Genomic DNA, 22,778 nt, shown 5'->3' with positions numbered 1-22,778 from the left:
TAGAGGGATAATATAAACGCATTTTTCTTAAAATACGTAATATTCTTATTGTAAAACTAACAAGTCCTACACTCTTGATTAATTTTATAAAGTTTTGGGAAGGAGTTTCAGGTTATGGAAATCATAGAAGGTGAGTATATATTTACGGATAATACTACTCGAATTAAATTAGATGAGGTTTGCAGTTTGTTGAGGCAGTCCCATTGGGCTAAAAATCGACCTACTGAAATTATTACTAAAACAATTGAAACTTCTCTTTGTTTTTCTATTTATCACACTGATATGCAAATTGGATTTGCGAGAGTTGTAAGCGATTATGCTGTTTATAGTTTAATATTAGATGTAATCATTGATGAGAAATATAGAGGTAAGGGCTTGGGTAAAAAACTAATTGATTTTATAAATAACCATCCAAGTATAAAAGATACAAATAAGGTTCTTTGGACAAAAAATGCTCAAGAATTGTATTTAAAGTGTGGATTTAAAGAAGAGGATTGTTATAAATTTATGTTTAATAGGCCTTAATCAATATGTCTCTAAGACGGAATAGTAAATTTTTACGAATCTAAGGGAGCTTCAAATGAAGTCCCCTTAATTTTATTTAAAACAAAACTTATGCTACTTTGTTGAACTATCAGCTTTAATATTTTTATATTCTAAAATGGTTAGCATAATCATGATAAGGTCAACAAAGGTCAAAAACAGAAGAACAATTGAATGAGTTTGGCTGAAACGTTGCATTTGTAAAATTATAAAAACGGTAAATATAACAACAGACAGTGGATACGCCCATAGCTTTTTTCTCCATAAAAGAATTAAAACCAATATTTTAACTATTCCATGTGACAATAAATAAAAAGAAGTAAAATGCTGCATGCTGTGTGAGAAGGTATGGCTGAACGCAACAAGATAATTCATTAAAAAGTCTTTCGGATCTTCACTTAATTCGTTTTTTGATATCAATGTTATAAGCTTACTCATTCTTTCAGGGGTTAGAAAAATCAAAAAAATACCGCACAAAATTTCCCCTATATCGTATAAAGCCTTTAAAACTATACCAACACGGAAAGTAACATGTACATTTCTTTTATTAAAAATATTATTCAAAATCTCACCTCGTTTAGTAAACACTTAAAATATAAATTTTCTACTTAACTCTTGTTCATAAAACATAAATAACCTTTAATGTTAATTATGTGATTTTCACTGATATTTTATCATAAGAATGTTTGTATATCCACATATTTTGATAAACAGAATTCTTGGCTTCAGGTGGAGTTTGTCTGCGACCACTGGGCAATTCTGCCCGTTAATAACCTCCATCTGAAGCTTAGAAGTCGTTATCCAGGGACATAGCCACTCTTTACTCCCACTTGAAGAAAAGCAGAGAACCAAAATCTCTGATTTTGTGTGAATCGCTTTCACAGAGTGCAAGCAGAGAACCAAAATCTCTGATTTTGTGTGAATCGCTTTCACAGAGTGCGATGGGAGTATTAGAGCGGGTAAGTCATCGGATAAAACGAAAATCATCTTAGTGATTATTTTAATCATAATTATACTTTTATGATTTGCATGATAATAGTTTTAATTCAGATAACCATTTTCATACTTAATTATAATACTAATTGGATAATTAACATAATCCAGAATCCAAAAAAGTTATTATCCCACTTCCTACATCTCTCCTAACTGTATATATATTAAGTGAAGGGAGATGATAAATATGGCTGCAACAGCAACAAAATTGCAGACTGCACTAGTACTAAAATATAAGGATGGTGTAGATGAAAAAGGAAAGGAAATAATTAAAAAACAGAGGTTCTCAAAGGTGAAAACCACAGCAACAGAGCAGGATATATATGACGTGTCCGCAGAGCTTGGCAAGCTTCTTGGAAAGACTTTAGATGAAGTCATAAGAGAAGACCAAAGTGGAATAATGAACGCTTAATCAGTTGACAGAGGACAATTGACAGTTGACAGTGAAAGTTAGTTTTCTTCCTTACGTCGGAAAACTATTATAGAAGCTCAAAATTCTCTGTCCTCTAAAAATTGAAGTATCTAAGTTCAGAATAAGAAATAAAGGGGGAGTGTGTGTAATGAGTAAAACATTAGTTATGAATTTTTTAAATGAGTCCGGTAAAAAGACTGCTATAAGGGTGAGTAATGTAAAGGAAGATGTTACTGAGGCAGAAGTAAAGGCTGCTATGGATGTAATACTTGCAAAAAATATATTTGCAACCACTGGGGGAGATTTAAAAGCTAAGGACTCAGCACATATTGAAGATAAAAACAGCACTGATTTATCAGTGAAATAACCATAAAGGAAGACATGCTTTATGAATAATGATCTGTTAAACATGATTGGCAATCTTGGTTTTCCGATAGCAGTTTCTGTATATCTGCTTGTAAGATTAGAAGGCAAGCTTGAAGTGTTAACGCAGAGCATAAACAATCTTTCCAACGTTATAAACAAATCTAATGCATCTTAAAAAAGTGGGTATAAGAATCAAAAGATTCTTGTACTCACTTTTTTGTTTGAATTTCCTGCACAAAGCATATGACAAAGGAGGGTGACAGCGGAGTAAGGTGCTCCTTTGGTATTAACCAAAATGAGTTCGAGTTAAGGTTCTAACTAAAACTTTTGATAGATATAATAAATTTGGAGGCAAATATATACATTAAGTAAATATATTTGAAAATATGTTAATCAAAAGGAGGGAAATATATGTCTTTTAAGACTACGGTAGAACATGAAAATTTGAGAACGAAAATCAGAGAGTTTGCTGAAGAGGAAATTAAACCTATTGCACTTATGCTGGATCAGGAAAATAAATTCCCATCAGAAGCCATTCGTAAGTTAGCTGATATGGGCATGATGGGGATACCATATACGAAAGAGTACGGCGGAGCAGGTCTGGATGTAATCAGCTATGCAATCGCCGTTGAGGAATTATCAAGAGTGGACGGTGGCACAGGTGTAATTCTTTCCGCTCACACATCTTTGGGGTCATATCCAATTGCCGCTTACGGAACAGAAGAGCAGAAGAAGAAATACTTGATTCCACTGTCAAAGGGAGAGAAAATCGGAGCCTTCGGTCTCACCGAGGAAAATGCCGGTAGTGACGCTGGCGGTACGGAGACCACTGCTGTCTTAGAAGGCGATTATTATATTTTAAATGGTGAAAAGATATTTATCACTAACGCAGGAGAGGCTGATATTTACATTATTTTTGCAGTTACTACACCAGATATAGGCACTCGCGGCATCAGCGCCTTTATTGTGGAGAAGGGCTGGGAAGGCTTTAGCTTCGGCAAACATTATGACAAGATGGGTATTCGTTCTTCTGCCACTGCACAGTTGATTTTCAACGACGTGAAAGTTCCTAAGGAAAACCTTTTGGGTAAGGAGGGAGAAGGTTTCAAGATTGCTATGTCCACTTTGGATGGCGGTCGTATTGGTATTGCTGCTCAGGCTCTTGGTATCGCACAAGGCGCTTATGAGAAGGCTTTAGAATATTCGAAAGAAAGAGTTCAATTTGGCAAACCTATCTGCCAGCAACAGATTATAGCTTTTAAGCTGGCGGATATGGCTACAAAGCTCAGGGCAGCTAGATTACTTGTTTATAGTGCGGCAGAGCTGAAAGAAAATCATGAGCGTTACAGTATGGAAGCAGCTATGGCTAAACAATACGCATCTGACGTTTGTCTTGAGATTGTCAATGACGCCCTTCAAATATTCGGCGGAAGCGGTTATCTGAAAGGCATGGAAGTTGAGCGTGCTTACAGAGATGCTAAGATTTGTACAATATATGAGGGAACTAATGAAATTCAGCGTGTTATTATTTCTTCTCACATAATCGGTAAGATGCCAAAGACCGAGGGTGCAGCTAAAGTTTCTAAAGGTGAACCTGCTACAGGCTATCGTAAGAAAGTGATTTTCAAAGACGGAACTGCCGAAGAAAGAGTTAATGCTCTTATAGAAGCTCTTAAGGCGGATGGTTATGATTTCACCATTGGAATTCCTATAGATACTCCTATTAGTAAGGCTGAAAGGGTAGTCAGCGTAGGTCTAGGCATAGGGGAAAAGAAAAATATGAAACTTATAGAAGACCTGGCAGTACAAGCCGGAGCAGCTATAGGTTCATCCCGTCCAGTAGCTGAAACTCTTAAATATGTACCACTGAATCGTTATGTTGGCATGTCTGGTCAAAAGTTCAGTGGAAATCTTTACATTGCCTGTGGTATTTCAGGCGCAGGTCAGCATTTGAAAGGTATAAAGGATGCTTCCACAATTGTTGCTATAAATATTGACCCTAATGCGAAAATTTTCAAGAACGCAGACTACGGCATAGTTGGAGATATAATGGAAATCCTGCCAATACTCACTGCTGCTTTAGACAATGGAGAAGCAAAGAAAGAGGCTCCACCAATGAAGAAGATGAAGAGAGCCCTTCCGAAGAAGGCTGCTCCAACTTGGAAACATTATGTCTGCAACGGATGCGGTTATGAATATGATCCTGGCCTGGGAGATCCTGAAGGCGAAATAGTGACTGGTACTCTCTTTGAAAATGTGCCAGAAGACTGGACTTGCCCTGATTGTGGTGAAGAAAAAGATATGTTTATAGAAGTCTGATTCCTATAATAATGTGTATTTAGCGTAAAGGAGGATTGAATTTATGTATTGTGTTAGAGAGATAACAGAAGATCTTTATTGGGTTGGTGGCAACGATCGTCGCCTTGCTCTCTTTGAAAACATTCATCCGATTCCACGAGGTGTTTCCTATAACTCTTATCTACTTTTAGATGAGAAGTCCGTACTCTTTGATACGGTGGACTGGTCACTTTGCCGTCAATTCCTTGAGAATGTTCAAGCTCTTCTAGAGGACAGAACTTTAGATTATATGGTAATCAACCATGTAGAGCCGGATCATGCAGCCTGTATTGAAGAGATTATTCTTCGTTATCCGGATGTAAAGATTGTATGCACAGAAAAAGCTTCTATGTTTATGCGTCAGTTTGGTTTTCATATTGATGACAAAGTAATAGAAGTCAAAGAAGGCGATACTATGTCCTTTGGAAAACATGAGGTTATGTTTGTGGCTGCTCCAATGGTACATTGGCCAGAAGCTATGGTAACCTATGATACTAAAAGCGGAGTACTATTTTCCGCTGACGCCTTTGGCTCTTTCGGTGCTTTGGATGGTAAGCTCTTTAATGACGAGGTTAACTTTGACCGGGACTGGATTGACGATGCCAGAAGATATTATACAAATATTGTAGGCAAGTACGGTCCTCATGTTCAGGCTCTGCTGAAAAAGGCAAGCAGTATCGATATCAAGGTTATCTGTCCGCTGCATGGACCGGTATGGCGTAATGATTTTGGCTACTTGCTAGATAAGTACGACAAGTGGAGTCGTTATGAGCCTGAGGAAAAGGGCGTAGTTATTGTTTATGGAACAATGTACGGCAATACTGAGGCTGCTGCTAACGATCTGGCAACAAGGTTAGTTAAAAAGGGAATGACCAATGTGGTTATGTATGACGTTTCAAAAACTCATGTATCATATTTGATTTCCGAGACTTTCAAATATAGTCATGTGGTTCTTGCCTCTGTAACCTATAACTTAAAAATTTACCCACCGATGCTGGATTATATAATGGATATGAAGGCATTAAACCTTCAAAAACGTACTTTTGCTCTCATAGAAAATGGCTCCTGGGCTCCCCAATCTGGCAAATTAATGCGTAAACTTTTAGATGAGATGAAGGAAATGACTATTTTAGACAATGAGGTATCCTTGAACTCCACTATGAAAGAAGATGATGGAAATTCAATGAATGACCTTGCTGACAGCATTATTGAGTCAATGAAATAATTTAAGAAAAAATATAATTTTGGACCGACTCATGAACAAAATCCGTGAGCCGATCCTTTTTGGTGTATGTTTATCTACTACATTGACTATAACAGATAATAAACTTTTTTAACTGCTAACTTAATCCTAAACCTTTTCTTTTTTTGATAATATGAGCTTCTATATTATTGGCTACTTCAATAGGGTCATCGCCTAATGCAATTTTTCCACCTGTTACATCTTCTGCTTTGTTAGTTAAAAGCTCTACTAGCTGAGGAGCTCCTGTCATGAAAGGAGTAGGAGATAGATGAGTATAAGCTCCATAAGCTAATGCGAAAATGCCGTCTATAGTTGCCTTTTGTTCCATCCACTCTGGGGCAGTAACAGCTATTGGAAGGTCAGATACATCAACATCCAAATGATCTGCAAGAGCAGTAACAAGCATAGATATTCTTCCGGTATCGGTACAAGTACCAAAGCTTAGTACTGGAGGAATTTTTAACATATTACATACTTCTTTTAATCCTTCACCAGCTAACTCGTTAGCTGCTTCTACTGTACACAATCCCGCAACCTCAAGAGCGTGGTTTCCACAGCCGCCGCTAACAACTAATATATCTTTCTTTATAAGTTCTTTTGTAAGATTTATTGTTACCCAATCTTGAGGACCATTTCTTAGGGTAGAACAGTTTGCAAGAGCCACAACTCCCTTAATCTTTCCAGCAGCTATTACATCTACTAATGGATCGAGCTTATTACCAAGGGCACCTAAAACAGCTTCAGTAGAGAAACCAGCTATAGCCTTTTGAACTTTTTTAGGAACCATCGGTTGAATTCCTCTCTCTTTTCTCTTCTTAAAGTTTTCTATACCAAGTTCAATTAATCTATCTGCCATGGTACCAACTTGTGAAGGATCGTAAGGAATCTTTTCACTAATTCCTGGCAAGTCAATGATGGTACTTACAGATACCAAGGTTACTTGATATTTCTCAGCATACATATCGATAGCTGGAGGTGAGCAGTTTTCTTCCATTGCAAAGACATCTACAGCACCAGTAGCTAGTAATGGTTCTATAGTAAGCCAGTTTCCCATGTGACCTACAAATACATCATCCATTTCGAATCTCTGTAATAACTCTTGACCTGTTTCTATGGAGCCTACTACTCTAAGGCCTTTAGCTCCAGCAGCTTTTGCTTTTTCTTGAACTTCTTGTGTTCTTGCTTTTAATATGGTAGCAACTCCAGGCCAAGGTTGATGTCCATTAAACACTACATTTATATACTCTGGATCCATGACTCCTAAATCCATATTAACTTCATGTGGCTTTGGAGTTCCAAACAATATATCTTGAACCATTTCTAGTCCTATCTGAGTATTATATATGGTAGCTATACCAAGTCTAAGAGCTTTCATTGCTAAAGAAACATGGCTTCCATCTACATTTGTAAGACAACTGGCAACACAATTTTGTTCTTCATGTACTGTTCCTGCAGGATATATGTCTAGTTTCTTCCATAGTTCTTTTCTCTTTTTTGGAGCAAAGGCGTCAACCATAATATTATTGTCTTCCACACCAATCCTTTGTTGATCCTCAAGTAGAACAGCTAATTCTATGGCCATATCATTAATTTCTTGATTTGTGTCTATACCTACTTTTTCACACATCCATTTAAGTTTATCTACATCTGTAATCTTAAATGGAGTTTTTCCTTCAGCTGTAGCTTTTAATGTTCTGAATGCCTCATAGGCATGGTGACTATATGTACCTGCTCCCATTATGTTTTTGAGAAGAAAATTTCTCATTGCCATTGCATCAGCAGCTATTCCGCAGACACCTTTAGTCTGACCTGTTTTTTCACTTATTCTACAAGGGCCATTTGAGCATAGTTGGCAACTTAAACCTTCAAGACAAAACTTGCATCTGATTTTCTCCTGCTGTGCATATCTGTCAAATGCATTAGACATTCCATCTTCTCTAATTCTTTTAAGCATTTCTTCTACGGAATCATGATAGCTTACTCTACCTTCTGATTTTTCTAATATAGTTTCACTCATAAGACATTTACTCCTTTAACTATTAATATTAGTACTAGTAGTAAATTTTCCTATTATGGATTTAATTATACATGATTAGTTTTTGTATGGTTTAGACATAACTTAATGTTATAATTCGTATAATGCACATTAATCGTAAATACAGGATATTTAGATAATAGTAATTTTAGCAGTAATTATACCAGGAGTACTATTCGCCATATATTCAGCATTTTATCTTCAAGTCTTTACCCTTGAGAATAATGGAATACGAGCTTCTATAAATAACAGTATGAGTTTTAGCCAGGGTTTTAGAGACTATATTTTTAAAATGTTTATAATTGCTATGATTATAGGTTTAATTAATGATGAAGCATTGCTAAGGTTGTTAAAACATTTATTTAATTCATCCATATCATCAGGAGTGAATATAATTATAGCATCTGTTATTGATTCATTTACAACAATAGGTATTACTAGCCTATATCTCAAGATAAAAAAAATTAAAACTATAGAATAAGTATCTAATAATACTAAAATTACAGTTAATTAGACTTATTATATACAAATTAGCTGTAATTTTATGTATAATAAGTTTGATTTAAAGTTATTTTATATGGAGTTGATGCCGGAATGATTTATATATTGGATATATGTACTTGCCTGGTAAGTATATATTTTGTTTACTTTCTCGGATTATTCAAATTTCAAGTTAAAAAATGTTTAACCATAAGCATAAGTGTTCTTAGCTTTATGATGTTATTTTTAAAATTTGAGGATAAATTGAGTTATATTAGCTACATTTTAGATACAAAGTTTATTTTGAGCATAAGTTTAGTTATAGCTTTTTCTTTAGCATATTATAAAGAAAAAGTTAAATATCTAGAAAAAGCACTGTTTTCAGTATTTATAATATTTATAGTTAACAGCTTTGCAGTAAATCTAGTTAAAATAATTTTCATCAGTGTTTTTAATCATGATAAGCTAATTTATAATATTTATTTTATGCCTATATCAACCCTTGTAAGTTATCTATACACAATATCTATGATATTCTTAATAAAAAAATATAGTAAACTCAATAATTATAATATTAAAGATATATTTAAAAATAGTTTTTTATACTACAGCATAATATCTTTGTTTTCCTTTGCTTTAATTATTGATAGATTTACAGCATATACGATTTCAATTATAGCTTTTAACAAAAGTATTTTTAATGCATTATTAATTTTAAATGAAATGACCATTGTTGTTTTCTTTGCAATAATTTTAGCTTTCATATATTTAAGTAAAAGACATGAAGAAATATTATTTAGACAATTAGAAATTGAAAAACTTACAGAATATACAAATAACATAGAAGTTTTAGATCAAGATATTAGAGCTTTTAAGCATGATTTTGTAAATATACTGTCTTGTATAAGAGGATATTTAGATACAGATAACTTTAGTGAATTAAAAAGTTTTTTCTTTAATAAAATATTACCAATTAATGATGATTTAAATAAGGATTCTTTAAAACTACATTTACTTTCAAATATAAAAACTCCGGAGCTAAAAGGACTTATTTCTTCAAAGGTTTTAAAAGCAAAGTCAGAGGGGATAGATATATTTATAGATATCGCTGAACCTATTGAAGATATAAAGATGGATACTATTGATTTGTGCAGAGTTTTAGGTATTCTACTAGATAATGCTATTGAAGCAGCGGTTTTATGTGCTAATCCAGTTTTAAAGCTAGGGGTTATTAAAAAACAAAAGTCTATTAGTTTTATAGTAATTAACTCATTTGAAGGAGAAACACCTAAAATACACGAAATATATATAAGAGGATTTTCAACTAAGGGAATTGGGAGAGGAATAGGACTTGCTAATTTAAAAAGCATACTTAGCAATTACTACAATACTATTCTTGATACTAGTATAGAAGATAATTTATTCATTCAAAACATTGAAATTATAAGTAGGAGAATAAGTTTATGATTAAAATATATATTTGTGAAGATATTGAAGAGCAAAGGAATAGGATAAGAGGGCTAGTTAAAGATATTATATTAGAAGAAAAATTAGATATGACAATTGAGATAGCATCGTCTAGTCCTATAGAAATATTAAATAAAGCAAAAGAAAATGATAAGGATATTTCTCTGTACTTTTTAGATGTAGATTTAAATTCTAATATTAATGGGATAGCCTTAGCAAGTAAGATTCGAGAGTTTGATGAAAGGGGATTTATAGTATTTATAACTACCCATGGGGAAATGAGCTATTTGACTTTCACCTACAAGGTTGAAGCTATGGATTATATAATTAAAGATGATTATTCAAATATGGCTGAAAGAATAAAGCAATGCATTTTAGAAGCTAAAAAGAGATATTTATATAGTGATGAAGATGAGGGTGAAATTTTCACGATAAGAAAAGAAGATAAAGTTATAAATATAAAGTATAAGGATATTCTTTTCTTTGAAACCTCTGATACAGTTCATAAGATACTATTACACGCAATTAATAGACAAGTTGAGTTTTATGGTAAAATGAAAGATATAGAAGAAACTTTAGATGAACGTTTTGTAAGATTTCATAGAGCCTATTTAGTCAATAAGAATAATATTTCAGAAATAGATAGGAAAAATCGTATAATTCATATGACAAATGGAGAGATATGTTATAGTTCGGCTAAGAACCTAGATAATTTTTAGAGTAAAAATTTTTTACAAAACAAAAGAAAGGTTTTCAAATATATTAAGGGTTAGCAAAGTTCCCCAGGGTATGTAAACAAATTTTGTATGCGGAATGTACGGAGTATCTATAGATGAGAGCATGAGTTTGAATATTTGATTGCAAACAATTATAATCCGTCTATAGAAATACCTAAGGGTTTTGTTACAAAGATTATTCCTAAACACACGTGGGCTGTTTTTGCTTGCAAGGGCGCAATGCCGAAATCTCTGCAAGATGTGAACAGAAAAATCTTCTCAGAATGGCTGTCTAATTGCAAGGATTATGAAATTGCAGCAGGTTACAATATTGAAATGTACACCAATATGGCTGATTATCCGCAAGGTAATCAAGATGAAAACTACTACAGCGAAATTTGGATTCCTGTTAAGAAAAAATAACTATTCTCATTACATTTAGATGAGAACTAGCTAAAAGTCCGTACTCTGTATAGGGTATGGATTTCTTGCTTGTGGAAGGTTTTCAGAATATCGGTTTTATATTGTTTTAGATAAGTTTTATTTATGATTTTGATATAAGTTTTAGAATTAGGTATGATGAACCGTACCATAAGTAAATGCAATTTTACCAATAGGGTAAAGATAGTGTAATATATATGCCTATTGATTATATAAACCCTTTAAAATAATGTAAGTTTAAAAGTCAGTAAGTTTTATCGTAAAATCCACCATAACTAAAATAAAGTGTTATAGTGGATTTTTATATTTATAGAATGATTAATAAATTAATATTAAGTTTAATATAATATAGTATTAATTTAGGGAGAAGATTATAATGCATAATGGTATAAAAAAAATTATAAGCCAATAGGGCCAACTAATTTATATACTTACTTTTTGGTTATAAAACCAAAAATACAAACATATTTTAAATTAGTTATTATGTTTAAATGAAAGTATTTTTGACGAAAGGTATAAATCGGTATGAAGAATATTAATATAGAAAAGCTTTTTAAAAGTAAGGATACAGGGACTATTAGTATTCTAATAGTCTCAATTTTGCTATTTTATTTACTTATTTCAGTATACTTTTCTAATCATTTCTTTTTTAATACAGTAATAAACGGAGCGGATGTCTCATTAAAAACACATGGTGATGCAGATAATATAATTAGAAGTTATATTAAAGATTATAAGCTACAGTTAGTAGAGAGAAACGGAAAAGTAGAAGAAATAATAGGACAAGATATAGAATTGCAATATAATGAAAAAAATAGCATTTCCAAAATTTATCATGGGAAAAATTCACTTAAATGGATTGTTTCAATATTAAAGAATCAAAATTATTATGTGAATGATTTAGTTATTTACAATGAAGATAAATTGAAAAATAAAATAAACCAATTAAATTGTTTAAATGGAGTTATTATAGAACCTAAAAATGTAAGTTTTAAGTATTCAAATGGTTCATATGAGGTGATTAAAGAAGTATATGGAAACAAGATAAATAAAGATAAATTAAATGAAGTTATAAAAATGAGCATATCAAAAGGTGAAAAAAAATTAGATTTAAATGAAAAACTTTGTTATGAAAATCCAAAGTACACTCTAAGTTCTAATAAAATTTCTAAAACTAAGGATTTATTAAATAAGTATGTTAGAGCAAAAATCACTTATACATTTGGAAGTAATGATAAAATATTAGATGGGAATATAATAACTGAAATATTAGATGGGAATACAATAAATGAATGGCTTAATGTTGATGAAAATTTAGAAGTAGTAATAAATGAAAAAGCAGTTTTAGAATATGTACAATCATTGAGTAAAAAATATGATACAGTTGGAGTATCAAGAAATATTAAGACATCTATAGGCAAAATAATAGAAGTTAAGGGCGGATTTTATGGATGGAAAATTAATTGTGTTCGTGAAACAATAGCATTATTAAAAAATATAAGAGGTGGTGAAGTAATCCAAAAAGAACCAATATATACTCAAAAAGCTGTATGTAGGGGTAAAGATGATATAGGCAATACTCATGTAGAAATTAACATAACAAGACAACACTTATGGTTTTACAAAGATGGAAAGCTTATAACTCAAGGTGACATAGTAACAGGTAATCCCTATAGAGGGAATGCCACTCCCGATGGAATCTATATGCTTAATTATAAACAAAGAGATGCAGTTTTAAGAGGGCCAACTTATGAAGCTAAAGTAACTTATTTCATGCCTTTTAACGGAAATATAGGGATACATGATGCAAGCTGGATGCATTCTTTTGGAGGGGATATATATAAAAGAATTGGAACACATGGATGCGTAAATACTCCATTATATTTAGCTAAAACAATTTTTGATAATATAGAAGATGGAACTCCTATTATTTGTTATGAAGAATAGAACTATAGTTAAAAGGGCATATACGTACTGAATATATGCAATTCAATATTGAAAAATATCTAAAATTTTATGGATGTTAATATATTGTGGACAGGTCTTGTGTAATTATTAAGTCACAATTCTCTTACTAGAATAACTAATTAAAAGTCCGTACTCTGTATAGGGTATGGATTTTCTGTTTATGAAAGGCTTTCAAAATACTCTTTATCAAAAATCATTGAAACTTTACTAGAATTAATTAAATATTATAAAACAACTTCACTGGCCAAAACTGTCAGTGAAGTTGTTTTATAATAAATTATGTAACTAGCAAAGTTATTTGAAATAAGATATAAAAGTAGATATAAAAGGAGCGTATATTATGAATACAAAAAAAGTTTATCTTTATGTTTTTGATACTATGTCAGACTGGGAAATAGGTTATTTAACTGCAGAATTAAACTCAGGAAGATATTTTAAAAAAGGAGTACAACCTATACAAGTAATTACGGTAGGAAATAATAAAAGCCCTATTACCACAATGGGAGGGCTAAAAGTATTGCCAGAAATTTCTCTTGATGAATGTAATCTTAAAACTACAGATGTTTTAGTTCTACCAGGTGGATTTACATGGGCAGAATCAATCCATGATACTGTATTAGAAAAAACTGAAAAAGCCTTAATGCAAGGTATTGTAGTTGCAGCTATTTGCGGGGCAACAATAGGACTTGCAAAGAGAGGGTTGTTAAATTCTAGAAGCCATACAAGTAATGATTTAGAATATCTTAAAATGGTAGTGCCTAATTATATTGGAGAAAAATATTATAAGTTTGAATCAGCAGTGACAGATGAGAATTTAATTACTGCATCTGGAATAGCACCGTTAGAATTTACTATGCAAGTATTGAAAGTGTTAGATGTATTTAAATCAGAAACATTACAGGCTTGGTTTAATGTTTATAAAACTCAAGATCCAAAATATTTCTTTGAATTAATGAATTCAATGAAATAAATAAATGAATGGTTTCAAATCGACTAAACTTGAACCATTGGAAGGCTTGGGTAATGCCTTAATCCAAATATTACATTTGTGAGAGGAGTGAGACTATAGGTTTTACTCCTTTTTAGTTTGAAAAATTTTAAATATTTTCCAATGATACTTGCATTGCAAGGTAGGTTATGTTACTATACATACATAACTTGCAATGCATGGTAGCTTAACTGTAAATTATATTATGTATTTAAGTTAATTGGTAGAAATTAAAAGGGTGAGGGTTATATAATGAATAAATTTATAGATATTGAAAATAAATTAAATAAGGAATATTTAAAGGCGTATAATGAGGTTCATGGAACTTTAAATAGATCAATTGCAGATAAGTACTTTTTAAATGAAGTTTTAGAAGATTTAATTGAAATGCTTTATACAAGTCAGGAAGAAGGGAGAAATATAGAAGATGTTTTTCCAAATGAGGTAAAGGGTTTTATTGATGATATTGAAAAAACCTATTATAAGGGAATTCCTAAGAGGGATGTTTATCTTGGATTACTAGGAAGAATATTTAATCAAATTGCAATATTTTGTTTAATATGCTTTTTATTATATGGTGATTCCAAGATTACATTAATAGGCATACCAACTGGTTTATTTTATGCAGTTTTAATGCATTTTATATTTGGAAACTTCAAAAGTGGCTACTTAAGAACCATAGTTGATTTTGTGGCTTATGCAATGATTTACGTTATTGCAAGTAAAGCTTTTATTGGCATAGCAAAGGAAGAGTTATCATCTACTATTATACTTCTTATAATAATGGGATTTGGAACTCTAGGATATGTTATTTCTTCAAGAAAAATATACTTTTAGAAGAAACAAAAGTAGAAGGTGAGAAGATGGCAAAAACAACACAATTATTAAAGGGTATTATGGAAGGGGTAATTTTAAAAGTAATTTCAAAGGAAGAAACCTATGGCTATGAAATTTACAAAAAGCTACAGGATTATGGCTTTGAAGAGTTTGCAGAAGGCTCACTTTACCCGTTACTTCTAAGACTAGAGAAAAATAAATTAATAAAGTCAGAGAAAAAACAATCTCCCTTTGGTCCAGATAGAAAGTATTACAGTTTAACTGATACAGGGCAAAAGGAAATGGAAGAGTTTATTGAAGCTTGGGATATTATTAATGGAAATATACAAAAGGTATGGAAAAAATAAGTTAAAGATCAAGTGAATAATTATTTAACCTTAAAAATCCTTGGCTTGGCGTTCCGTGTTTTCTACAACAATATCATAAATTCCTCCCAAAGAATCACAATACTTGCTGCATATGAGCATAATTCACTAAAATTTGAATGCGATAAAATATTATTATAGAGTATTTTTTATTCTTTTTTGAGAAAAATATATTTGTATTTAAGAGAGGCGATATTTTGGCACAACAAGGAATTGCACCACATAGATCTAGAAAGTTATTTGACTTTATAATATTTTGTACACAATACCCCTTTGTGAATGAGTTGTAAGGATTTGCAACCATTATTGAAGTTTAAATTAATGCCTTCACGCTCTTATATTCATATTTTTATATTAATAAAGTAAGAAGGGCTTTTAAGTAGATCTTGTAAGCCCTTTCTTTAATGTTATCTTCTAGCTATGTATCTAAACTTTGCTTCCAGGTAACATTTTATTGTAAACCAGAAAACTTCATTTATTAAATAAAGAAAATAATAATGTTAAACATAGCATCATAAGTTAAAAAAATAAGGTTCAAAAAATTTTAAAATACAATAGCATTTCTGACTAGTTTGCATTGGGGGGAGAATATGAATCCAATATTACTGAAAAATTGTTTATTAATAAACTTTGATGATTATAGTAAGTTTACCAAGGATATCTTAATAGCGAATGGAAAGATACAACAAGTTGCTGATAGTATAAGTTTTGAATGTGAGTGACTATTTGAGAGAGAAAGGTATATTGGATGCTTTAAAATCAATAACAAGTAATGCAGCAGAAATCTTAGGCTGTGCTGATAAAATAGGAACAATAAAAGAAGGCTATGATGCAGATATAATTGTATTAAATGGTGATCCTTTAGATATGGTTAACACTAAAGTAGTAACAACTATTACAAATGGAGAAATTGTTTTTGAAAGAGTCAAACCTAATTAGAAAATAACACAAAATTTTTATAGATCATTATTATTTAATAAATATCATAGGGAATGAGTTGAAAATGTCTTATTAATTAACCGCACACCACTTAAATCAGATGTGCGGTTTAAGAAATTCAAATATAAAGAAGTTTTGTTTAGCATTTGTACTGCTACTAACTTGGCTAAGCTGAATAATTTACTTTTTTAATATGCTATTATTTGTTTTTTTCTAAAACATTATTAGATACGTATTTATGGAAGAACCATTCTCCTACACCTATAACAACAGCTGATATTAACGCATTTGTAAAAGATATTCTTGTAGTATTCCATAGATAATTAAACATGTATATAGTGGCTAGTGCCAATCCAATATCTGCAATAGTGGCTACAGTATTATCTGTTGCAGGAAGTATTAATAGATCTCCTATAATATATGCAAGGATTGTAACAGCAACAGCTATGTAAAGTACAGAAGTAAAAGTTAAATTAGTTAACATACCAAGAACAATTTCTAAAACAATTGCCGTCATAACAAACTTTATAAGCAAAGCTGTGACATGTTTCATGATATCACCTCCCTCTAAATTCTTTTATAAAATTAGTTTTCCTAATCTTATAAAAAATATCCTCTTGTGCTTATGATAGTTAAGGTACTCCATTTCTAATTATTCAAATTTAAATTTGTGATGTTTTTACATTGTATTTCCAAGACTATCTGTTGCTCTACACTATAGCAAACAAAATTCTAAAGGAATTTGTGACCAACAGGTGCTTATTGTAGCATGAAAGTTTTGGTTTTTCTATTGTTTTATTTTATAATAAATATTAAAAGTGAGACAGCATATGATTACGGTGAAGAATGGGTAATTGATACTCTAATATGCTATGTACAAGGATGTGTAATTTGTCTATATTACTTCTGAATTTTTAATTAGCACTGTTTATGGACAGGCTTTTATTAGATTAACATTAGTATTCACTGTGAATGGTATGGCTTAAATTGAAGTATAGAGGTGGAATTGTGATTAGTTTATTATTAATGAAACAGATTGTTGAACTTTTTTTAGTTATGGTTATGGGATTTGTATTGGTGAAAACAGATTTACTGAAAGCAGAAGAGAGCAAGAGCCTTTCAATAGTTGCTCTTTATTTAGTGATGCCCTGCGTAATCATTAATGCCTTTCAGGTTAAATATACAGAAAGCATCCGCAATGGCTTGATTCTCGCTTTCGTGGCAGCAGTATTGATTCATATTGTACTGTTGATTTTAGTAAAGGTACTTGAAAAGATATTCCACTTAGATGCAGTTGAAAAAGCATCTATGATGTATTCCAATGCTGGAAATCTGATTATCCCTATTGTAACTTCTATCTTAGGAAAGGAATGGGTTATTTATTCAAGTGCTTTCATATCTGTACAGCTAATTCTTTTGTGGACTCATTGTAGGATGGTATTTTGCAAAGAACAAAAAATAGATTTGAAAAAAATCCTTTTAAACATCAATATGATTGCTATTTTCTTTGGAATTTTACTTTTTGTTACAAGAATCCAGCTGCCGGATATCATTACGAAAACTATGGAATCAGTAAGTATTATGATTGGTCCTATTTGCATGGTTGTGGTGGGGATGTTGATTGGAAATATGAGTTTCAAACAGATATTTGCATATAAGAGAATTTATCTAATTACTTTTCTAAAGATGATAGTATGTCCAGTTATAATCCTGCTTCTACTTAGATGTAGCGGAATGGCGAACTTATTACCAAATGCGAAGATGATTTTGCTTATCAGCCTTCTTGCAACAATCACGCCTTCTGCAGCAACAGTTACACAAATGGCTCAAATCTATGGGAAGAATGGAGAATATGCTAGTGTTATAAATGTAGTTACAACTATTGTTTGTATTGTAACAATGCCAATTATTGTTTGGCTGTATCAGATATAAGACATAATTATATAGTAAGTAAGCCACAAGATATTAAAAATATAGTAATAAAATTCAAGTGGTATCAATATAACTGGTATTGGAGGTGGTTGATATAAAAAATAAGATTCTCCTGCTTTTTTTATGTTTAATGTTAATTGTAGGACTAACATATGGGGCTAAATATTTATACGACTTAAAAATATATAAAGATAAGACGTCATCATTAACCATATCTAATATTGACCTTTCAAAAGTAAAAGATGGCGTATATACTGGCAAGTATGACGCAAAACTTGTTGCTGCAAAAACAAAGGTAACTATAAAAAATGGCAAAATAATAAATATAGAGTTATTGGAGCATAAGAATGAAAGAGGTAAAAATGCTGAATCCATACTTTCTAAGGTTATATCATCACAGTCTCTGAATGTTGATGCAGTTTCAGGAGCCACAAATAGTAGCAAAGTAATTCTTAAATCAATTGAAAATGCTTTAAAAGAGTAATTTTTTACTATATCTTTAAAGGGGGAATTATGGGGTGGTATCTATAATTAGCATTATTGGATGTTGTATTTTGTCTTTCTTATATATTATTGTTTATAAAATGCTCATAAAATTAAGAAGCTCGGCGATTAAAAAGTATTACAATTATATATGGGCAGCTTTAATTTTAGTTATCGCACTAATTTACCCTAATAGTTTTTTGAGAAAAGCATCCTTTGAATTTTTTTATAACGGAAAAAATTTGAGAGAAATTTTCAAAATTTCGATATTAGCTTGTATCTTGGGATGTTTTTCGGGATATAAAACAGTAGATAAAAAATATGATTTTGATTTTTGTGTTATTTTTCCTGTGTTCGAAGAAATACTTTTTCGTGGAGTAATATTATCAATTCTTGTTAATGTCGGATTATTAAGTGATAATTATTCAATAATACTTTCTGCTTTATTGTTTGGTATTATGCATTTTCAATATTTTGGATTTAAAGATTATGCTATTAGATATGTAGTAATTGCATTTATAGGAGGGTATTTCTTTGCTAATATAGTTCTAATGACACAATCAATATTACCTTCTATCTTTATACATATGGTATTTAATATATCAGCAGTTGAGTTTTCAAAATATAGAAATATAAAAAGCAATATGTAACAAATAATATAGATTGTGTATGGCGGACTATTATTATATTGTGCAATATAGATATTAAAATTATAATGGAGAGTGATATACTAATGAAGTTTATAGACATAGAAAACTGGAAGAGAAAAGACCACTACAATTATTTTAAGCAACTTGATTACCCACATTTTAATATTTGTGGAAATCTTGATATTACAAATTTTTATAAGCATATTAAAGAAAATGAACTGCCATTTTTTATATCTGTTTTATATGCTTCCACAAAGACAGCAAATAACATAAAAGAATTTAGATTTAGGATAAGAGAAGATAATGTAATTGAGCATGAAACTGTAAATCCTTCTTTTACGGTAATAACTAATGGGGAGGTATTTAGTTTTTGTACATCAAACTTTATTGAGAAATTTAAGGATTTTAAAAATAATACGTTAAAGGAAATCCAAATGGTAAAAGATAACATAAACATAGAAGATGAACCAGGGCGTGACGATTTGTTGTATATTACAAGCATTCCGTGGGTTTCATTTACTAACATCACTCACCCAATCCAGATGAATCCTGTTGATAGCATACCAAGAATATCATGGGGTAAATACTTTGAAGAAGGTGATAAAATTAAGTTACCAATATCTGTACAGGCACATCATGCGTTGGTTGACGGAATACATGTCGGACGGTTCTTTAATGACTTCCAAGAGATTTTAGATAATCCTGTGAAGTATCTATAATCTCAATATTAATTTTTATATTAAATTAATGCATAACTTTCTTGTTTTGTGAAGTATTAATAAGTTATACACAGCAGTTTTTCTGCGAATAACTGCTGTGTATAAAGTAAGTAAAATAAATCGGTGTATAGAGATATACATTAGATATAATAAGGAGGATTTGAATTATGAAAAATAATTTGAAGAGGCCAATTTATATTGAGGAATATGTACCAATTAATGATATCCATCAATATCTATTTCATTCTGGTACAAAGCATGATAGTCCAGTAATGCTATATTTACATGGCGGACCTGGCAGTCCTGAATCACTATTTGCATATGCATTTCAAGAAAAATGGGAAGATATTTTTACAGTAGTCCATTACGATCAAAGGGGTTCTGGAAAAACTCTTACTAAGAATCCAGATAAATATCCTACAATTGATTTGCTGATAAAGGATTTGTATGAAACTATTCAGTATCTAAAGAAAAAATATAATAAAGAAAAGATAATTTTACTTGGTCATTCCTGGGGCAGTGTTTTAGGAAGTACCTTTATAAAGCAATATCCAGAAGAAGTAGCTTATTATATTGGAGTTGGACAGGTTGTTAATATGCTTGAAAATGAGCGTGTTGGCTACGAAAAGGTTAAGGAATTAATTATACAGGCTAATGATAAGAAATCTCTTAAAAAGCTTGAAGCCATAGGTGATTATCCCGGAGATAAATTTGATAGAAATTGTTTAAAAAAGTGTATGCAAGTACGTAAGCTTCAAGGTAAATACAATTTAGCTGTTAAGGTGGATCTTTCCATATGTAAAACTGCTTTTAAAAGTCCCATTTTTAAATTATCGGATATTTCTGCAATGATAAAAGGGGTTAAAGCAAACGAAGAGATACAAGATTATTTAGGAGCCTTTGGCTTAAATTCGGAATGTGCAGAATATAAAGTGCCAATTTATTATATTTTAGGGGGAAACGATTGGCAGACACCCTATGTTATTGCTAAGGAATACTTTAATAAAATTAATGCTCCACGTAAAGAATTCTATTTAATACCTAATGCTGGACATATGACAATGCTGGATCAGCCTCAATTATTTTTTGATACACTATTAGAAATTAATAATAAAGAGAAATTGAGAATTTTTAGCCATTCATAATATTCATATTAAAGATATAGGATAATAATTGATGTGTTGCCGGGAGTGGGGTAAAATATTATTGAAGGATTTCTTAGAGTTTATCCGATGACTTACCCGCTCTAATACTCCCATCGCACTCTGTGAAAGCGATTCACACAAAATCAGAGATTTTGGTTCTCTGCTTTTCTTCAAGTGGGAGTAAAGAGCGGCTATGTCCCTGGATAACGACTTCTAAGCTTCAGATGGAGTGAAAACTCCACCTGAAGCCAAGAATTCTGTTTATAAAATAAGGAGGAACTAAATTATGAAATTTTGCTGGAGTACATTAATGGTTAAAAATATGGAAGAGTCTTTAAAGTTTTACAAGGAGATAGTAGGACTTGAGGTGGATAGAAGATACAATGCAGGGCCAGGAGTAGAAATTGCATTTTTAGGGGATGGAGAGACAAAAGTTGAACTTATATGCAATGAAGCTATGAAAGAAGTAAACTTTGGACAGGATATTTCACTTGGATTTGAAGTAAATTCAGTAGATGAAATGATGGCTTTTGTTAAAGAAAAGGGTATAGATATTCATAGTGGACCATTTCAGCCAAATCCACATGTCAAGTTTTTCTATGTATTAGATCCAAATGGATTAAAAATTCAGTTCGTAGAGAATATTTAATAGCAAGCTCACTTCACTAGGCACAGAGGGGATTAGCGAAGTGAGCTTGCTAATCTGCCCCCATGACCGTTAATTGAAAATAAAATCTTAATTAAATAATATTTTATTTGCTTGCTGCTTCAAATGCGTCTATAAGTTGACTTTTAGAGGTAGCTCCCTCATGGATTTTAACTCCATTAACAAAGTAGGTAGGAACATAATAATAATCATATTGCTTAGCTACTGACGGTTCAGCCTCTTCATCCACTATTTTAACCTCAATGTCTGCGTATTTTGGATTTTCCCTCTTTATTTCTTCTATCCAAGAAGCTGCAGCTTTGCAGTAAGGGCACCAACTAGTGATAAGCATCATTATGGTTTTCATTTCTAATCACCACCTAATTTTTTTATTTAATATACTTTAAGATAAAAATTACAGTTTATTGTTTGTTTCCTATTAATAAAATATTCTAACTTACCTATAAGTGACTCAGATAATCCCAAATATTCTAGATTTCCAAGTTCTCTCCTTACGTCTATTCTTTATAATTCTGTGAAAAGGCCCAACAAGCAGCTGGTTACCGCAAGTTGAGACTTAAAATGTTTATGTACAAAGTTTTTAATTGACTATGCAGTATGTCCTAATTATATTTTAGACAGTTTCTGAACTTACTTATTAGAGTCAATGGAGATTGTATAATGAACATAAACATCAGGACAACCTTTTACAGGAAGCCAATATTTAATCTTTTCAGTTCCTACATTAAGTATTTGTGCAGTGTTCGTAGAAATAGCTTCATTTGCTTTGCAGCCTTTGTGAGCTTCAGGAGCTCCAATTGCAAAACATGGCACTTCTGTTTTCATTCCCGCATTGTGGGCAGTTTCATTCACAGCTAACACTGTTTTGTTTTTATGAATCAAGCGAACAGGTGCAGGAAAGCTATCCCACATCATATGAAAAGCTTCTATAACTTTTTGATCAACCATTTATTGTTCCTCCTATATAAATACATTGTAGTTACTTTACATAACTAATTATACTAATTGTCCATAATATTTGTCCATAGATGATTTATACCGTTATTATAAAG

Annotated in this window: 26 protein-coding genes and 1 pseudogene; 22 read left to right on the top strand and 5 right to left on the bottom strand. The window is 31.4% G+C overall.

What is annotated here, in order from left to right; all coding sequences use genetic code 11:
* The first annotated feature begins 114 nt into the window (after positions 1–114).
* Positions 115–525, top strand: a complete 411-nt coding sequence (locus I6U51_RS21650; RefSeq protein ID WP_211144643.1) for a GNAT family N-acetyltransferase — start codon at positions 115–117, stop codon at positions 523–525.
* Positions 526–618: 93 nt separating this feature from the next.
* On the opposite strand, the gene I6U51_RS21645 is transcribed toward I6U51_RS21650, so the two are convergent.
* On the bottom strand, positions 619–1,107 hold the full coding sequence (locus I6U51_RS21645; protein WP_211144642.1) for a DUF2127 domain-containing protein: 489 nt from the start codon (positions 1,105–1,107) through the stop codon (positions 619–621).
* Positions 1,108–1,723: 616 nt separating this feature from the next.
* Between I6U51_RS21645 and I6U51_RS21640 the strand changes: the two genes are divergently transcribed.
* The 5 genes from I6U51_RS21640 to I6U51_RS21620 all read left to right on the top strand — a co-directional run bounded on the left by I6U51_RS21640 (position 1,724) and on the right by I6U51_RS21620 (position 5,876).
* Complete coding sequence (locus tag I6U51_RS21640) at positions 1,724–1,948, top strand: DUF1659 domain-containing protein (protein ID WP_211144641.1); 225 nt, start codon at positions 1,724–1,726, stop codon at positions 1,946–1,948.
* Positions 1,949–2,096: 148 nt separating this feature from the next.
* Positions 2,097–2,315, top strand: coding sequence for a DUF2922 domain-containing protein (locus I6U51_RS21635; protein WP_211144640.1), 219 nt, complete (start codon positions 2,097–2,099; stop codon positions 2,313–2,315).
* Between the two features lie 21 nt (positions 2,316–2,336).
* Positions 2,337–2,489, top strand: a complete 153-nt coding sequence (locus I6U51_RS21630) for a YvrJ family protein (RefSeq protein WP_211144639.1) — start codon at positions 2,337–2,339, stop codon at positions 2,487–2,489.
* Positions 2,490–2,725: 236 nt separating this feature from the next.
* Positions 2,726–4,633 (top strand): acyl-CoA dehydrogenase family protein, encoded by a 1,908-nt coding sequence (locus I6U51_RS21625; protein ID WP_211144638.1) that lies wholly within the window; start codon positions 2,726–2,728, stop codon positions 4,631–4,633.
* A gap of 43 nt (positions 4,634–4,676) precedes the next feature.
* Positions 4,677–5,876, top strand: a complete 1,200-nt coding sequence (locus I6U51_RS21620; RefSeq protein ID WP_211144637.1) for an FprA family A-type flavoprotein — start codon at positions 4,677–4,679, stop codon at positions 5,874–5,876.
* A gap of 115 nt (positions 5,877–5,991) precedes the next feature.
* On the opposite strand, the gene cooS is transcribed toward I6U51_RS21620, so the two are convergent.
* Positions 5,992–7,911, bottom strand: coding sequence for an anaerobic carbon-monoxide dehydrogenase catalytic subunit (gene cooS, locus I6U51_RS21615; protein WP_211144636.1), 1,920 nt, complete (start codon positions 7,909–7,911; stop codon positions 5,992–5,994).
* 271 nt (positions 7,912–8,182) lie between these two features.
* Here cooS and I6U51_RS21610 point away from each other — a divergent pair, with 271 nt between their 5' ends.
* The 10 genes and pseudogenes from I6U51_RS21610 (at position 8,183) to I6U51_RS21570 (ending at position 16,130) form a co-directional block, all read left to right on the top strand.
* Entirely contained in the window at positions 8,183–8,410 is a 228-nt protein-coding gene (locus I6U51_RS21610; protein ID WP_211144635.1) for a hypothetical protein, read from the top strand.
* A 263-nt stretch (positions 8,411–8,673) separates the two neighbouring features.
* Complete coding sequence (locus I6U51_RS21605) at positions 8,674–9,876, top strand: sensor histidine kinase (RefSeq protein ID WP_211144634.1); 1,203 nt, start codon at positions 8,674–8,676, stop codon at positions 9,874–9,876.
* Positions 9,873–10,595, top strand: a complete 723-nt coding sequence (locus I6U51_RS21600; protein ID WP_211144633.1) for a LytR/AlgR family response regulator transcription factor — start codon at positions 9,873–9,875, stop codon at positions 10,593–10,595. The genes I6U51_RS21605 and I6U51_RS21600 overlap by 4 nt, the downstream gene beginning before the upstream one ends.
* 85 nt (positions 10,596–10,680) lie before the next feature.
* Positions 10,681–11,015, top strand: a pseudogene (locus tag I6U51_RS21595) (GyrI-like domain-containing protein); the annotation flags it as partial.
* Between the two features lie 543 nt (positions 11,016–11,558).
* Complete coding sequence (locus I6U51_RS21590; RefSeq protein ID WP_211144632.1) at positions 11,559–12,980, top strand: L,D-transpeptidase family protein; 1,422 nt, start codon at positions 11,559–11,561, stop codon at positions 12,978–12,980.
* Positions 12,981–13,341: 361 nt separating this feature from the next.
* A complete protein-coding gene (locus I6U51_RS21585) occupies positions 13,342–13,971 on the top strand; it encodes a type 1 glutamine amidotransferase family protein (protein ID WP_211144631.1) in 630 nt (209 codons plus the stop codon).
* 270 nt (positions 13,972–14,241) lie between these two features.
* Positions 14,242–14,826: a 6TM ABC transporter family protein gene (locus I6U51_RS21580; protein WP_211144630.1), complete on the top strand. Its 585-nt coding sequence runs from the start codon at positions 14,242–14,244 to the stop codon at positions 14,824–14,826.
* Positions 14,827–14,852: 26 nt separating this feature from the next.
* On the top strand, positions 14,853–15,173 hold the full coding sequence (locus I6U51_RS21575) for a PadR family transcriptional regulator (RefSeq protein WP_211144629.1): 321 nt from the start codon (positions 14,853–14,855) through the stop codon (positions 15,171–15,173).
* Positions 15,174–15,781: 608 nt separating this feature from the next.
* Positions 15,782–15,913 (top strand): hypothetical protein, encoded by a 132-nt coding sequence (locus I6U51_RS25220; protein ID WP_281396473.1) that lies wholly within the window; start codon positions 15,782–15,784, stop codon positions 15,911–15,913.
* On the top strand, positions 15,906–16,130 hold the full coding sequence (locus tag I6U51_RS21570) for an amidohydrolase family protein (protein ID WP_343069806.1): 225 nt from the start codon (positions 15,906–15,908) through the stop codon (positions 16,128–16,130). The genes I6U51_RS25220 and I6U51_RS21570 overlap by 8 nt, the downstream gene beginning before the upstream one ends.
* A 199-nt stretch (positions 16,131–16,329) precedes the next feature.
* Here the strand turns inward: I6U51_RS21570 and I6U51_RS21565 are convergent, their stop codons facing one another.
* Positions 16,330–16,683, bottom strand: coding sequence for a DUF2512 family protein (locus tag I6U51_RS21565; protein WP_211144627.1), 354 nt, complete (start codon positions 16,681–16,683; stop codon positions 16,330–16,332).
* Positions 16,684–17,138: 455 nt separating this feature from the next.
* On the opposite strand from I6U51_RS21565, the gene I6U51_RS21560 reads away from it, so the two are divergent.
* The 6 genes from I6U51_RS21560 to I6U51_RS21535 all read left to right on the top strand — a co-directional run bounded on the left by I6U51_RS21560 (position 17,139) and on the right by I6U51_RS21535 (position 21,708).
* Complete coding sequence (locus tag I6U51_RS21560) at positions 17,139–18,062, top strand: AEC family transporter (protein WP_211144626.1); 924 nt, start codon at positions 17,139–17,141, stop codon at positions 18,060–18,062.
* A gap of 130 nt (positions 18,063–18,192) precedes the next feature.
* Positions 18,193–18,546, top strand: a complete 354-nt coding sequence (locus I6U51_RS21555; protein ID WP_246517595.1) for an FMN-binding protein — start codon at positions 18,193–18,195, stop codon at positions 18,544–18,546.
* Between the two features lie 34 nt (positions 18,547–18,580).
* Complete coding sequence (locus I6U51_RS21550; protein WP_211144624.1) at positions 18,581–19,195, top strand: CPBP family glutamic-type intramembrane protease; 615 nt, start codon at positions 18,581–18,583, stop codon at positions 19,193–19,195.
* Positions 19,196–19,278: 83 nt separating this feature from the next.
* On the top strand, positions 19,279–19,914 hold the full coding sequence (locus I6U51_RS21545) for a chloramphenicol acetyltransferase (RefSeq protein WP_211144623.1): 636 nt from the start codon (positions 19,279–19,281) through the stop codon (positions 19,912–19,914).
* A gap of 167 nt (positions 19,915–20,081) precedes the next feature.
* Entirely contained in the window at positions 20,082–21,059 is a 978-nt protein-coding gene (locus I6U51_RS21540) for an alpha/beta fold hydrolase (RefSeq protein WP_211144622.1), read from the top strand.
* Between the two features lie 286 nt (positions 21,060–21,345).
* The gene (locus tag I6U51_RS21535) at positions 21,346–21,708 is read left to right on the top strand and encodes a VOC family protein (protein WP_211144621.1); all 363 of its coding nucleotides are present in this window, start codon (positions 21,346–21,348) and stop codon (positions 21,706–21,708) included.
* A gap of 103 nt (positions 21,709–21,811) precedes the next feature.
* On the opposite strand, the gene I6U51_RS21530 is transcribed toward I6U51_RS21535, so the two are convergent.
* Together I6U51_RS21530 and I6U51_RS21525 are read right to left on the bottom strand one after the other, a co-directional pair.
* Positions 21,812–22,072: a thioredoxin family protein gene (locus I6U51_RS21530; RefSeq protein WP_211144620.1), complete on the bottom strand. Its 261-nt coding sequence runs from the start codon at positions 22,070–22,072 to the stop codon at positions 21,812–21,814.
* A gap of 284 nt (positions 22,073–22,356) precedes the next feature.
* Positions 22,357–22,674: a hypothetical protein gene (locus I6U51_RS21525; protein WP_211144619.1), complete on the bottom strand. Its 318-nt coding sequence runs from the start codon at positions 22,672–22,674 to the stop codon at positions 22,357–22,359.
* Positions 22,675–22,778 lie beyond the last annotated feature (104 nt).

The organism is Clostridium aciditolerans (assembly GCF_016316925.1).
In the GTDB taxonomy this organism is placed as follows: Bacteria; Bacillota; Clostridia; order Clostridiales; family Clostridiaceae; genus Clostridium_AM; species Clostridium_AM aciditolerans.
The sequence above is the reverse complement of the archived record's forward strand: the minus strand, read 5'-3'. Positions and strand labels throughout refer to the sequence as shown.